Origin of the sequence: Providencia sp. 21OH12SH02B-Prov (assembly GCF_027362595.1) — a bacterium.
In the GTDB taxonomy this organism is placed as follows: domain Bacteria; phylum Pseudomonadota; class Gammaproteobacteria; order Enterobacterales; family Enterobacteriaceae; genus Providencia; species Providencia zhejiangensis.
Genome location: NZ_CP114796.1, coordinates 490,438 through 505,608, shown reverse-complemented (window position 1 = coordinate 505,608; position 15,171 = coordinate 490,438). Strand labels below are relative to the sequence as shown.

The window sequence follows — 15,171 nt, the reverse complement described above, 5'->3', positions numbered from 1 at the left end:
TTATGAATATAAAAGAATATTTAGGCGATCTTATCGGAGGCAGTTTATTGATAACTGAATCTAGAATAATCGCAGAATCGCTACTGAAAAAACTTCCAGAAGATGAGTGGAAGTCGCTGATCGTTGAGCAAAATGTTCTTCAGAAAAAATCCGGTCAGACGGCTATTCGTTATGCCAGAACAATCCGTTGGCGTATTGAAGTCCTGGGTGATGAGTTTATGACTGATCTTTTAGCCGCGAGTGAACGTGCCTATGTCCAAATGCTGATGATGTCATTACTCATTCATTCTCCGGTTGTCGCTGATTTTATGCGACATACCTTAGCCGAGGCTCGTCGCACCTATAAACCCTCTTTAATCGCTGATGCATGGTCTGAGTTTTATGACACGAGAGTGCGGGCATATGCCGAACTTGGCGGTTTTTCTGACTCAACTGTCAAAAAAATGGGTAACAACGCAATTAAGGCATTGGTTGATAGTGGCTACCTGAGTGATAGCAGGACAAAGAAAATACAACCTGTTTACCTAATGCCAGAAGTTAAAGACTGGTTAGTTCGTCTGGGCCGGGAAGATTTGATTGAGGTAATGGAGTGCACAATATGAAGGCTCTCCAGACCAGGCTTGATCTTATACAGGAACGAATTGAAAGCCCTAAGTTTTTGAAAAACGATGGCTTGGGCAATGAAATTGGATTTTGGGTATTTGACTATCCAGCCAAGTATGAACTGCTTGTACGAGAGCACCTTAAGCACGTTGACGAAAAACTCAACAAGCGTGGTTACCGCTTTGTCCATCTCAATATTTTTGAAGTCTTGATAGATATGCTTGAGGAGCGAGGCCTTTTCGACCGAGCTTGCCAGCGTGAATTGCAAGTCGGTGTTGATGGTCTTCGAAAAACACTAGCCGGGCCTCTGAGCCAAGAGAAAGTGGCAAGGTATATCGAGGACAAATATAAGCCATCAGAACTTGAGTTTGTGTTGCTGTCAGGCTTAGGCAGTGCGTGGCCTCTTGTCCGAGGACATGAGTTACTTAGTGCTCTGCAAGACGTTATGGGTAGCACGCCATTAGTGCTTTTCTATCCGGGTGAATATAGCGGAAGGGATTTGCATCCTTTTGGCATGATCGAATCTAAAAACTACTATCGCGCCTTCAAACTTGTGCCTGAAGACGGTAAAAAAATTTAAGAGCAGGGAGCCTCTCGAATGAAAATTGAACAGATTTTTTCCAAGAAGTTGACGCGTGACATTAATGGCGTTGTTAAAGCGGAACAAAAAGACAATGACAGTGTGTATGTCGAGCTTGATGAGTATGTTGTAACCCGAGAGCTAGATCGTCACTTTCGTGCATTCTTTGAAGCTTATGTACCATCTGTTGCGAAAAGCCACGGTGATATGTCAGGTAAAATTGGCGTATGGATTTCTGGCTTCTTTGGCTCGGGTAAATCGCACTTCCTGAAAATTTTATCTTATTTGCTTGAGAATAAATCTGTTGAAAAAGATGGCCAAGGCCGACAAGCGTTTGAGTTTTTCAAAGACAAAATCAACGACGCCATGCTGTTGGCGGACATCCAAAACGCTGTTACCAAAGACACTGATGTTATTCTTTTTAACATCGATTCGCGAGCCAATACGGACGACCGAGAAAATGCCATTCTTAAGGTTTTCCTCAAAGTCTTTAATGAGCGTGTAGGATACTGCGCTGACTTTCCTCATATTGCGCACTTAGAACGCGAGCTTGATAAACGTAATCAATACGCATCTTTCAAGGACAAATTTGCTGAGTTGACTCAATCAACTTGGGAAAAGGAGCGTGACGCCTATGACTTCTATCGAGACGAACTTTCAGAAGCACTCGCTCATGCCAGTGAGCAATCATTAGAGTCTGCCAAAGCGTGGGTTGAGCAGGTTGAAAACAATTTCCCGCTAGATATCCGAAACTTCTGTAAGTGGGTTAATGAATACTTAGATCGCACTGGGGATCGTAACCTTCTTTTCTTAGTCGATGAAGTCGGTCAGTTTATCGGTAAGAACACGCAAATGATGTTGAAGCTTCAGACCATTACTGAAGATCTTGGCACATATTGTGGTGGCAGAGCTTGGGTCGTTGTTACCTCTCAGGCAGACATTGATGCTGCCATTGGTGGTATGGATAAGCGCGATGGCGAGGACTTCTCTAAAATTCAAGGGCGTTTTAGTACCCGCTTACAGCTGTCGAGCTCGAATACCTCGGAAGTTATTCAAAAGCGTTTGTTGTCCAAAACGGAAGAAGCTCGTACACACCTCATCGATGTCTTTGCTGAAAAGGGCGACATTCTTCGTAACCAGCTGACATTTGATAAAACGACAACCGCGTCTCTAAAGGGCTACACCGACGCTCCGTCTTTCGTGGACAACTATCCGTTTGTGCCTTACCACTACACGCTGGTTCAAAAAGTGTTTGAGTCAATTCGAACAAAAGGCGCGACGGGTAAGCACTTAGCCATGGGTGAGCGTTCATTACTTGATGCTTTCCAATCAGCTGCAAAACAGATGAAGGACTCTGGCCTTGATGTGTTAATCCCGTTTTACAGTTTCTACGCACCGATTGAAAGCTTTTTGGAGCCAGCGGTTAAGCGAACGATTGACCAAGCCTGTGAGTTGGATTCCTTAACAGAATTCGATGGCAAGATTCTAAAAACTCTTTTCTTGATCCGTTATGTGGACGTTGTCAAAAGCACACTAGACAACCTTGTGACGCTGTCAATTGATCGAATCGATGCAGATAAAATTGCGCTGCGTAAACAAATTGAAGAGAGCTTGAATCGTCTTGAGCGCCAATTGCTGATTGCGCGTAATGGTGATGAGTTTATCTTCCTGACCAACGAAGAAAAAGAGATCGAAAACGAGATCCGCCACACTGACGTTGAAATGTCAGAGGTCTCTAACAAGCTTTCAGCAATCGTATTTGACGGTATTTTGAAAGGTAATCGTGCCTATCGATACCCGATTAATAAGCAAGACTTTGCGGTGAGCCGTTTTTGCAATGGTCATCCAAAAGATGGCACCACGCTGGAAGACCTAGTCATTAAAGTCATTTCACCTTTGGATTCGCACTTTGAAAATTACTCCCACGATCAAGCGTGCATCAATCATACGCTTGAGGCTGATGGGTGCGTGCTCGTCAAGCTGGGCGAACATAAGCGTCTTTGGGATGAGCTGACAACCTTTATAAAAACTGACCGATTCTTAAAACAAAATTCAGGACAGCGACCAGAGCAAGAACACCTTCTCCGCGAAAAGCAGATGGAAAATATTGAGCGTGAAAAACGCTTAAGAACGGATTTTGAAGCTTTGTTTGCAGAGGCTGACGTTTACGCTATCGGCACAAAACTGCCGAAGAAATCAGCAACGCCAAGTGCCATCGTCGAAGAAGCATACAAATACGTTATCGAAAACACCTTCGCTAAATTGAACATGCTCAAGGCAACGCCTGGTGAAGTTTTGCGTGAGCTACAGGCCGTTCTTGTTGCTGATGATATTGCTCAGATTGGACTGGATCTTCAAGCGGATGAATGTAACCCAGAAGCTACGCGTGAGGTTGAGCAGTACGTAACGCTAAAAGTCGAGCGTAATGAGCCTGTTTACTTACGTGACATCGTTGCCCGCTTCGGCAAGCGCCCGTATGGCTGGCCAGACAATGAAATCTTATTGCTCACTGCAAGGCTGGGCTTGGCTGGAAAGGTATCTTTTAGTACCCAAGGCACAGATCTGGCGTTGAAAAAAGCTTACGAGCCGTTTACCAGCGTGCGTAAACGCGGCGAGATCCGTGTACATAAAATCAGGCAACATGACGAGCGCCAAATTAAAAAGGCTGCTGGTCTTGTTAAAGAGATCTTTTCAAAAACCTTTACCGGCTCTGGTGAAAAGGAGCTCTACGAATTAGTGCGCGATGAATTACTGGCTTGGAATGAAGAGCTTAAATCATTCAGAACCAAGTCACAGACAGGCCATTTCCCAGGTAAATCTCAAATTGACAATGGTCTTGCATTGGTCGCGGGTATTCTTGAGCAAACTTCAAGCTTCGCTCTTATCGCCCGATTCTTAGAAGACGCTGATGCCCTTGAAGAGTTTGCTGAGGACTTTGAGGATCTTGATGACTTCTACAATAGCCAATTTCAAACTTGGCAAGCCCTTGCGGGCGCATTGAACGAGAAGTTTAAGGCCAATAGACCCGCGTTAGAAAAAGACAGTGAAGCATTAAAAGCGCTAACTGAATTAGAACGCATTTACAATATGCCCTCACCGTATGAGCAGCTGCGCCACATTAATCCGCTTATCGAGCAGGTGGCAAAAGTTAACTCAACATTGGTTGAAGAAAAACGCACTCATGCCTTAGAGCGTGTTGATCTGCGCATCGGACGTGTAAAAGAAGCGCTAGCTGAAGCTCATGCACCGTCTGAATTACAGAACCAAGCACTGCGCCCGTTACAAATGTGCAGACAGCGCATTGAAGCGACCTCTTCAATACCACAAATTATCAGTGAGCAAACTGAAGCGGAAGGTTACGAGGACGAAGCTTATGAGTTGCTGAATGGCTTTATCGAAGATCAACGCAAAAAAGCTGAAGCTGAGCAAAGACGTCGTGAACTCGAACAGCAGAAACGCGAAGAGGAAGCAGCGAAAGCCGGTAAAGCAGCTCCAGCACCTGAGCCAGCCTCTGAACCAGTGCAGCCACAGCCGGTTGCAAAACGTACCGTAACGATTAACCCAACCGATGCCATGGCTAAGTCAGTAACAACCGGATTCATTGAAAGTGAAGACGAAGTTGATGCCTATCTTGCCGCTTTAAGAGAGCAGCTGATTGCTGCGGTCAAAGCTGGCGACCGAGTAAGAATTAAGTAAGAGGTAACGGATAGCTATGTATCAAGCGGGTGGAACAATAAAATCATTACTCGACAAGGTTGCTGAGCAGGAATACCTGTTACCGGCCATCCAGCGAGAGTTTGTATGGCGACCAGAACAAATCTGTCGTCTATTTGATAGCCTGTTGCAAGGTTACCCGTTTGGGACCTTTCTATTCTGGAAGATAAAACCAGTGAACCGGGATAGCTATCAGTTTTATCAGTTCATGCAGCATTACCATGAGCGAGATAACTACCATTGTGAAAATGTCACTCAGTTACCGGAGCGTGAGTTCATTGCCGTCCTAGATGGACAGCAGCGGATTACCGCTTTGAACATCGGCCTACGCGGCTCATTTGCGTGGAAGCTGACAGGTAAATGGTGGAGTAATGATGAAGCCTTCCCAGTGCGCAGGCTTCACTTAAATCTGTTAAGCCAGCCCGACTTAGAAACTGGGTCGATGTATGACTTTGAGTTCCTAACCGACGTTAAAGCCTCTCTGGATGCATCTGAACAATATTGGTTCCGTGTAGGCCGGATCATGGAAGAGGAAGAAGATGCACTTATCGATGAAGTTGCTGATGATGCCAGGTTGAGTTCTGAGCAACGCAAAGAGGCTCGCTCAACTCTTCGTCACTTGTATCGAACCATCCATGACAAAGACAAGATTTCGTTTTACGAAGAAAGTGATCAGAGCCTAGAACGTGTTCTGAATATATTTATCCGCATGAATAGCGGCGGTACTACCTTGTCCTACTCAGACTTACTACTTTCAATTGCAGTAGCCCAGTGGAACTCGTTAGATGCCCGTGAAGAAATTCATGCATTAGTAGATGAGATGAACCATGTTGGTGATGGATTCAACGTATCAAAAGATCTCGTATTAAAAGCAGGCTTAATGCTCTCTGACATCGGTAGCGTGGGCTTTAAGGTTGAGAACTTTAACAAGGAAAACATGGCGATTCTGGAAAAGAACTGGACGCCAATTCGTGATGCGTTATTGCTCTCAATGCAGTTACTTGCAAGTTTTGGTTTTAATGCACAAAACCTCAGAGCAACAAGTGCCATCCTCCCGTTGGCTTATTACCTGCACCACCGAAAGTTAACGGCAAGCTACCTTTCTAGGGTTGAATATGCGGTCGATAGAGAATGCATCAGAAACTGGCTTATTAGGTCGTTGTTGAAAGCGTCAGGCATCTGGGGAAGTGGTTTGGATACCCTGCTTACTATGCTTCGCTCAGACATCAAACAATCGGGTGATACAGGTTTCCCGCTAGCGAAAATTGAAGCGACCATGCAACAGCGTGGTAAATCGTTGCGCTTTGACCCAGAGGAAATCAGTGAACTAGCACAGTTGGATTATGGTAATCCGCGTACCTTTGCCTTGTTGACATTGTTGTTCCCTGGATTCGATTTTTCACGACACTTTCATGTGGACCACATCTACCCCAAAGGTTTGTTTACACGTAACAAGCTTGCAAAAGTTGGTGTCCCAGCTGAACAGCTAGATGAACTCATCGAAGCATCTAACAAGCTGCCAAACCTTCAGCTGTTGGAAGGGACTATCAATAATCAGAAGCGGCAAAAAATGCCCCATGAATGGTATGCGCAGCAGTGGCCTGATGTGAATGCAAGACAAGCACATCTGCAATCACAAGCCATAACATCATTACCTGAACAACTAAACCAGTTTATGGATTTTTACCGCGAGCGTCAGGAAACACTGCTTGCCCGCATTAGAACTGCATTACAACCCGCAAGCAGCATAGAGACATAGTAAGAGGCGCAAGATCATATGAATACGAACAACATTAAAAAATACGCACCAAAAGCGCGCCGCGAATTTATGGATGCGGTTGCTAAACGATTAAACACCTTTGGTATCACCGCGAATAAAAAAGGCGAGCTACAAATTGCAGAGGCGAATCTACAAGGTTCTGTACTTCAAATCGCCAGTAACAGTTTTGACGGTAAACTGGCTGAGCCCAGAAAACGCATAGTGGCCAGAAGCCAGAAGCTGGGGTATGCACAACTTATTGAACAAGTAGCTTATACCTGGTTCAACCGTCTGTGTGCTATTCGCTATATGGAAATCCATGACTATCTAGGCCACGGTTTTCGTGTTTTGTCGCACCCAGACAATCCTAAAGGCTTTGAAATTATCGACCATGCGCAAGATGCTGCGGATGAACTCGGATTAGATAGAGCTCACATTATCGAACTCAAGCTTGCGGGCAACAAAGACGAAGAGCTTTATCGTGAACTGCTGTTGGGCCAGTGCCATAAGCTTCATGAAGCGATGCCTTTCTTATTTGACGCATTGGACGATGAAACTGAGCTTCTTCTACCAGACAATCTAACTCGTACAGACTCAATTCTGCGTGGATTGGTAGACGGCATCCCTGAAGAGGGCTGGCAACAGGTAGAAGTTATCGGTTGGCTTTACCAGTTCTACATTTCTGAAAAGAAAGATCAGGTAATGGGTAAGGTGGTCAAGAGTGAAGACATTCCTGCCGCTACCCAGTTATTTACACCCAACTGGATTGTAAAGTATCTGGTACAAAACTCTGTCGGTCGTCAATGGCTGCAAACCTACCCAGACTCTGCCATTAAAACGCAGATGGAATACTACATTGAGCCTGCTGAACAATCTGACGAAGTTAACCAACAGCTAAAGGCTATTACGCCAGAATCTATTGAACCTGAAACCATCAAAGTACTCGATCCCGCTTGTGGCTCGGGCCACATACTGATTGAAGCTTACAACGTACTAAAAGCCATCTACGAAGAACGAGGTTTTCGCTCTCGTGATATTCCAAAGATGATTCTGGAGAACAACCTCTACGGCCTAGACATAGATGATCGTGCAGCACAGCTATCTGGCTTTGCGCTAATGATGATGGCAAGAGATGACGATAAGCGTATTTTTACCCGTAACGTGCGACTCAATGTACTGTCATTTCAGGAAAGTAACCATATTGACCTGCCGACCTTATGGAAAGCACTCAATCTATCAGGAAGTTGGCAAAGCGGCACATCACAAGGCTTGTTCGCTGATGAAGCGCAAGATTTAAGCTTGTTCAATGCAGATGACCGCTACCAACTGCTGAAGCGAACCTTAGCAAGATTTACTCAAGCCAAGACCTTTGGTTCCTTGATTGAGGTGCCCAGCGATGAGTATGAGCAGCTAAAAGAGTTGTTGAGCACGCTTGTCGAACTACAAGAGTCAGGCGACTCAATGCAAAAGCCTGCAGCGAAGCAATTGATTGAAATTGTTCATCAGGCATTGGTTTTATCGACTCGTTACGATGCTGTGATTGCCAACCCACCCTATATGGGTAGCAAAGGCATGAATGCAGATCTTAAAGATTTTGCAAGGAAATACTATCCAAATAGTAAATCCGATTTGTTCGCTATCTTTATGGAGCATGCATTTTCATTGCTAAAGCCCAATGGCTTCAATGCTCAAATCAATATGCAGTCTTGGATGTTTCTATCTGCATACGAAAACCTCCGATCATATCTGATTGCGAAGTCCAGCTTTCTGTCAATGGCGCATTTTGGAGAAAGAGCATTTGACACTATTGGTGGCGCTGTTGTTTCAACAACTGCTTTCGTCATGGAGAACGTCGTCAACCGATTAAAAAAGGCTGTGTATGTCCGCTTGGTAGACGGTGAGAATGAATCGTCAAAGTCAGCGATGCTCAAAAAGGCCGCGAGTAATCCTCAATCAGAATTGAGGTTTTCCGCGACCACAGATGATTTTGCCAAAATACCTGGCAATCTCATTGCGTATTGGCTCACACATCGTTTCGCTTTTAATTTTGAAAAACTGCCTCGGTTGGGGGAGATATTTACAACTCGAGAAGGTCTTACCACCGGCAGTAATGATACTTTTCTACGACAATGGTTTGAAGTTTCATTATCCTGCTCAGTATTTCCGGAGGATACCAAAAGAAGTGCAAGGTGGTTCGCTTATTTAAAGGGTGGAGAATATCGGCGTTGGTCTGGCAACAACGAACATCTAGTGGATTGGGAAAACGAAGGCGAGCGGGTCATGAGTTTCATTGATCCGAAAACTCGAAGGATCCGATCACATAATTATAACGGTGAGTGGGCATTTAAGCCCGGCATAACATGGTCTAGCGTGTCAGGAGAGCGCTTTTCAGTTAGGAATGTCTCTGGCGGTTATATGTTTGACACTACCGGATCAATGGGATTTGTAGGCCTAGATTCGGATAGGCTCGGTGTTGTTGCATATCTGAATAGCATAGTAGCAGCCGCATATATGAAAGTGCTTTCTCCTGCTATTCGTTTCCAGCCTGGGCATGCTCTTAACTTGCCATTTGACAAGCAGCCCATATCTAAAGCTTATGATATTGCAGCACAATGCATATCCCTTTCACAATTAGATTGGGACGCTTACGAAACCTCTTGGGATTTTACTCAGCTCCCGCTATTAGATACCCGTTTCCAGCAGTCGCCGCTGTCGGCGAATTATCAGGCGTTGCGTGCCTATTGGCAGGAGATGACTACGCAGATGCAGCATTTGGAGAAGGAAAATAACCGTCTCTTTATCGACGCTTACGGCCTGCAGGATGAGCTATCGCCGGAGGTGCCGTTGGCTGAGATCACGCTGACCTGCAACCCCCATTACCGTTACGGCGCTAAGTTAACTGATAACGAGCGGGAAGCCCGCTTGCAAAGCGATACCCAGGTCGAGCTGGTTTCTTACGCTATCGGCTGCATGATGGGGCGTTATTCTCTGGATAAGGCGGGTCTGATTCTGGCCAGTCAGGGCGAGACGTTAGAAGACTATTTAAAGCAGGTTCCATCCCCGCACCCGCAGTTTTTGCCGGATGATGACGCCATTATCCCCCTGACCGACCAAGAATGGTTTAAAGATGACGCAACCAATCGTTTCCGCGAGTTTGTCCAAGTTGTATGGGGTGAAGAACATTTACAAGAAAATCTCGATTTTGTCGCTGAATCACTATGCCTAAACGCCATTAAACCGAAAAAATCTGAATCTGCGCTAGAGACGATCCGCCGCTATTTATCGACGCAGTTCTATAAAGACCATCTGAAGACTTATAAAAAACGCCCTATTTATTGGCTGTTTAGCTCAGGCAAACAGAAGGCTTTTGAGTGCTTGGTTTACCTGCACCGTTATAACGAGGGCACGCTTTCGCGTATGCGTACCGAGTATGTCACCCCCTTACTCGGCAAATACGATGCGTATGCAGAGCAGCTTGAGAAGCAGATTGAAACGGCCGACTCGACCAGTGAAGCAAACCGCTTCAAGAAAGCGTTGGATGCCTTAATCAAGAAACAGGTTGAACTACGCGAGTTTGACGACAAGCTAAAACACTACGCCGATAGGCGTATTTCCCTGGATCTGGATGATGGCGTGAAGGTGAATTACGGCAAGTTTGGTGATCTGTTGGCTGAAGTTAAGGCCATTACCGGTTCGGCCCCGGAGGTTAACTAATGCAGATTAGTGAACTGGCGCAAGGCGTTGCTGCCAAACTCGAACAAAGCCGCATTGTGTTTTGGTACGACCCAGAGCAAAGCTTTACAGAAGAGCTTGAGCATTTAGCTAACGCCCTATCTATTGCAAAAGAAGGGCTTGCAAAAGAAGCAGACGATAAAGCGGCAGAGATAACTGCTAGGGTACTGCCAAAGGATTTGACCATCCTCAATATGGGCAATGAGTCTGTATTGGCAGTGAAAAAACGCATTGAAGTGGATGAGCGTGAAGCTAAATTCCTTATCTATTTTCCAAGCGCTGAGCCAGAGCCTGATCGTGATTGGTTGCTAGACGTGCGTTTGTATAGCGAGCAGTTTTTTGCTGATCACAGCTCAATGCTGCTTAATGAGCTGGGTATCCCGAAAATGGCGCTTCGTACGCATGTTCGTAAACGTCAGGGCTTTTTTGCCAATAAACAGCGCATAGCCGGTTTAAAAAAGTGGGTGACTGAGAACGAAGACGAACTGTCGTTAGACAGGAAGATGATGGCAGTGGTTGTGAAAGCTGATTCTGCGTCTTTGTCGGACATTCTGCTTGGGTTATTACGCGAGTATGCGACTTATATCGAAGATGAAAGCCTTGGTCAACCTTTATGGAGCCAGCTAGGAAAGTTTGATCTTGAGACCTCACTCTGGGCCTATCTGAGTGAGGGTTTTGGCTATACAGTCGAAGAGCCAACCTTCTCAGACTTCGTGTTGAAATTGTTCTGTACTGAATTCTGGAGCCAAATTGAAGGTGTTGAACGCGATTGGTTGCTTAACAATGTTCTAAAAAGCGCATCAGGCCGGGCGACAGCCTTGGCGTTTATGGTGAGCTGGCGCGACAGCCGCTCTTTCGCCGCTTACTACGAAAGCATCTCTAAGGTGCTTAGCCAACAGTTGGAAATTTCGACTCGTGCTGGCCAGTACCATCCGGTTGAGCTTATCGAATGCGAAACGTTCGAAGCTGTGGAACAGGCCATAATCCGTGGTTTAGTTCGTGATTTGCTCGATAGCAGTAAAGCGTTAGACCGGGTTCAGTTTGATACGGTCTTATCAAGACGTCTTGCTAGCCACTGGACATTATCACGCAAAGAATACTTCGCAATTTATGAAGCTATCCGCAACGCTGAAGAGTTAATGCACTTGCGAAATCGCTATGTGGACGGGTTCCACTTTGATAACGCGAAAGCAATGTACGACGCCTATACCACAGACATTTATCGTTTTGACCAGGCGTACCGTTTGTTCAATGAGCATGTGCACTCTGTATTGAGTAAAGGTGCAGACATACTGCGTCAGCTCGACGACGAAGTCGAAAGCATTTATACCAACTGGTACTTATATGAGCTTGGCCTTGCCTGGGATCGTCACTTGGCTAATGAGAAATTACTTGAAAAGTGGCAGATTTCTGACGTACCGCACCAGTATGACTTCTATGAAAAAGAAGTTCGTACACGACTGAGTCTGAAACAGACAAAACGAGTGTTTGTGATCATCTCTGATGCCCTGCGTTTTGAAATTGCGAATGAGCTTGGCGCTATCATTAACAACGAGAAGCGATTTAAAGCTGAGGTGTCTACGCAGTTGGGTGTTTTGCCGAGTTATACCCAACTTGGGATGGCGGCATTATTGCCTCATAAGGCGCTCAGTTACCAGCCAGAGCAAGGCACGGCTGTTTATGTGGATGGTATTTCTTCACAGGGTTTAGAGAATCGTAACTCCATCCTACAGAAGGTTGGTGGTATGGCAGTGAGTTCTAAGGAACTGATGAGTTGGAGTAACCAAGAGGGGCGTGACAAGGTTCGAGACGTAGAAGTCGTTTATATCTATCACGATACCATTGATGCGATTGGTGATAAGGCTGCAACTGAAGAGAAAACGTTTGAAGCCTGTCGTAGTGCCATTGAAGAGCTAAAAGACCTCGTTGGGCGGGTTATCAACCGTCTAAACGGAAGCCGAGTTGTGATCACTGCAGACCATGGCTTCCTCTTCCAACAGAAAGCACTTGTAGCGGCTGATAAAACCTCATTGAAAACTAAACCTGCTGGCGCGATAGAAGCCAAGAAGCGTTACATCGTTGGTAATAACTTGCCTTCAGATGAAGCCTGTTGGAAAGGTTCAATTAACGATACGGCTCATGGCTCTAGTGATACCGAGTTCCTGCTTCCAAAAGCGGCTCAACGCTTCCACTTCGTTGGTGGTGCCAAGTTTGTGCACGGCGGAGCGATGCTACAGGAAGCCTGCGTACCGGTACTGCATGTGCGTGAGCTACAGAAAGAACAAGCAGCAAAACATGAGAAACAACCGGTAGGTGTTGTAGCAGCCACTCAGCCCATCAAATTAGTAAACAATATCGACAAGGTCAGATTTATTCAGACAGATCCTGTAGGCGAGCGTTTTGTCGCACGGTTGTTGGATGTCTATATCGTCGATGCACAAGGTAATGAAGTCTCCAGTCGTGAAACGATTAACTTTGATAGCGTGAGTAAAGTGATGGATGAGCGTACTCGTGAAGCTAGGTTAAAGCTTATTGGCTCTCAGTTCGACAGGAATGCTCAATACACATTAGTTCTTGAGAATGCGGAAATGAGAACCCGTTATAGCCAATACGCGATAACCATTGATTTGGCATTCCAAGATGATTTTTTCTAAGGCTGGGGTGAAACATGACAACTGATTTTTCACAAGATCATAAAGACGAAAAAAATCAGGTGCAAAGCACCGACTTAGACGCATTGCTCAATCAATATTTTAAAGGCCGTGTCGTTCGAAAAGATCTGACAAAGCAATTGAAAGAAGGCGCTAACGTCCCTGTTTACGTGCTGGAGTATTTACTAGGGATGTATTGTGCGTCCGATGACGACGAAGTTGTAATGCAAGGCCTTGAGAATGTGAAAAAAATCTTGGCTGAGAACTATGTCCGACCTGATGAAGCGGAGAAAGTGAAGTCACTGATTCGTGAACGCGCCACGTTTAAAATCATCGACAAAGTAAGCGTTAAGCTCAATCAGAAAAAAGACGTCTATGAAGCTGCGTTGTCGAACCTGGGTATCAAGGATGCCCTTGTACCGACCAAAATTGTACAAGACAACGAAAAACTATTAACTGGCGGTATCTGGTGCATTATTACTGTGCAGTATTACTTTGAGGAAGGTCAGAAGACATCACCTTTCTCCATTATGAGTTTAAAACCGATACAAATGCCGTCCATGAACATGGATGAGGTGTTTTCAACCAGAAGACATTTTAGTACCGATCAGTGGATGGATGTGTTGCTTCGTTCCGTGGGTATGGAGCCAACCAATTTAAAGCATCGGGTGAAGTGGCATCTTATTACTCGCATGATCCCATTCGTTGAAAACAACTACAACGTGTGTGAGCTCGGACCAAGAGGGACAGGTAAAAGCCATGTCTACAAAGAGTGCTCACCAAACTCATTGCTTGTCTCGGGTGGACAAACAACTGTGGCGAACTTGTTCTATAACATGAGCTCACGCCAAGTTGGGTTGGTCGGAATGTGGGATGTTGTCGCCTTTGATGAAGTAGCGGGTATTAACTTTAAAGACAAAGACGGCGTCCAAATAATGAAAGATTATATGGCGTCAGGGTCTTTTGCCCGTGGTCGTGATTCAATCGAAGCGAAGGCTTCCATGGTATTCGTCGGTAACATCAATCAAAGCGTTGAGACACTGGTGAAGACCAGTCATCTGTTGGCACCTTTTCCTGATGCCATGATTGACACTGCTTTTTTTGACCGTTTCCATTCCTATATTCCAGGATGGGAAATACCGAAGATGCGTCCTGAGTTTTTCACCAATAGTTACGGATTAATCACAGACTATCTTGCTGAATACATGCGTGAAATGCGCAAAAGAAGTTTTGCGGATGCTATCGATAAGTTCTTCAAACTCGGTAATAACCTTAATCAGCGTGATGTAATTGCTGTACGCAGAACGGTTTCGGGCTTGTTAAAGCTACTACACCCCGACGCACAGTACACAAAAGATGATGTAAGAGCCTGCCTGACCTATGCGCTGGAAACTAGACGTAGGGTCAAAGAGCAATTGAAAAAGCTTGGCGGAATGGAATTTTTTGATGTGCACTTTAGCTACATCGATAACGATTCATTAGAAGAATTCTTCGTCAATGTTCCGGAACAAGGTGGCAGCAAGCTAATTCCTGAGGGCTTACCTCGCGCTGGTGTTGTGCACTTGGTTACTCAGGGAAGCACTGGGCAGCTTGGGTTATATCGCTATGAAACCCAGATGATGGCTGGTTCTGGTAAACACTCAGTATCTGGCCTTGGTTCGAATACCGCAGCGAAAGAAGCTGTGCGTGTTGGCTTTGATTATTTCAAAGGCAACCTGAATAGAATCAGTGCGTCGGCGAAGTTTTCTGATCATGAGTATCACCTCCATGTTGTTGAGCTCCACAATACGGGGCCAAGTACAAAGTCATCGCTCGCTGCATTGATTGCGTTCTGTTCAATTCTGATGAACCGACCGATTCAAGAGCAGATGGTTGTTTTGGGTGAGATGACTTTAGGTGGTGTCGTCAATCCTGTTCAAGATCTTGCAGGCAGTCTTCAGTTAGCTATGGACAGTGGCGCAAAGCGTATTTTGCTCCCAATGGCCTCAGCCTCAGATATTCCAACGGTTCCTGCTGAGTTGTTTTCAAAATTCCAGATCAGCTTTTATGCAGATCCCGTCGATGCCGTGTTTAAGGCGCTTGGGGTTAATTGATTAGGTGTCGTTTGACGCGCCATTTTATGGAGTAATTAC

7 protein-coding genes are annotated in these 15,171 nt (G+C 45.4%); all 7 read left to right on the top strand.

The features are described from left to right. The first annotated feature begins 2 nt into the window (after nucleotides 1-2). Genes O7C57_RS02380 through brxL form a run of 7 tightly spaced genes read left to right on the top strand, consistent with a single transcriptional unit; the run spans nucleotide 3 to nucleotide 15,132 of the window. The gene (locus O7C57_RS02380) at nucleotides 3-602 is read left to right on the top strand and encodes a DUF1819 family protein (RefSeq protein ID WP_269723556.1); all 600 of its coding nucleotides are present in this window, start codon (nucleotides 3-5) and stop codon (nucleotides 600-602) included. Next, nucleotides 599-1,183: a DUF1788 domain-containing protein gene (locus O7C57_RS02375; protein ID WP_269723555.1), complete on the top strand. Its 585-nt coding sequence runs from the start codon at nucleotides 599-601 to the stop codon at nucleotides 1,181-1,183. Before O7C57_RS02380 ends, O7C57_RS02375 begins: the two co-directional genes overlap by 4 nt. 18 nt (nucleotides 1,184-1,201) lie before the next feature. Beyond that, entirely contained in the window at nucleotides 1,202-4,879 is a 3,678-nt protein-coding gene (gene brxC / locus O7C57_RS02370; protein ID WP_269723554.1) for a BREX system P-loop protein BrxC, read from the top strand. A 16-nt stretch (nucleotides 4,880-4,895) separates the two neighbouring features. Next, nucleotides 4,896-6,656 carry a DUF262 domain-containing protein gene (locus O7C57_RS02365; RefSeq protein ID WP_269723553.1) on the top strand — a complete coding sequence of 587 codons (1,761 nt, stop codon included), beginning with the start codon at nucleotides 4,896-4,898 and terminating at the stop codon, nucleotides 6,654-6,656. Nucleotides 6,657-6,674: 18 nt separating this feature from the next. Then, a complete protein-coding gene (gene pglX, locus O7C57_RS02360; protein ID WP_269723552.1) occupies nucleotides 6,675-10,370 on the top strand; it encodes a BREX-1 system adenine-specific DNA-methyltransferase PglX in 3,696 nt (1,231 codons plus the stop codon). After that, the gene (pglZ, locus tag O7C57_RS02355; protein ID WP_269723551.1) at nucleotides 10,370-13,042 is read left to right on the top strand and encodes a BREX-1 system phosphatase PglZ type A; all 2,673 of its coding nucleotides are present in this window, start codon (nucleotides 10,370-10,372) and stop codon (nucleotides 13,040-13,042) included. Before pglX ends, pglZ begins: the two co-directional genes overlap by 1 nt. A gap of 14 nt (nucleotides 13,043-13,056) precedes the next feature. Further along, nucleotides 13,057-15,132 carry a protease Lon-related BREX system protein BrxL gene (gene brxL, locus O7C57_RS02350; protein WP_269723550.1) on the top strand — a complete coding sequence of 692 codons (2,076 nt, stop codon included), beginning with the start codon at nucleotides 13,057-13,059 and terminating at the stop codon, nucleotides 15,130-15,132. Nucleotides 15,133-15,171 lie beyond the last annotated feature (39 nt).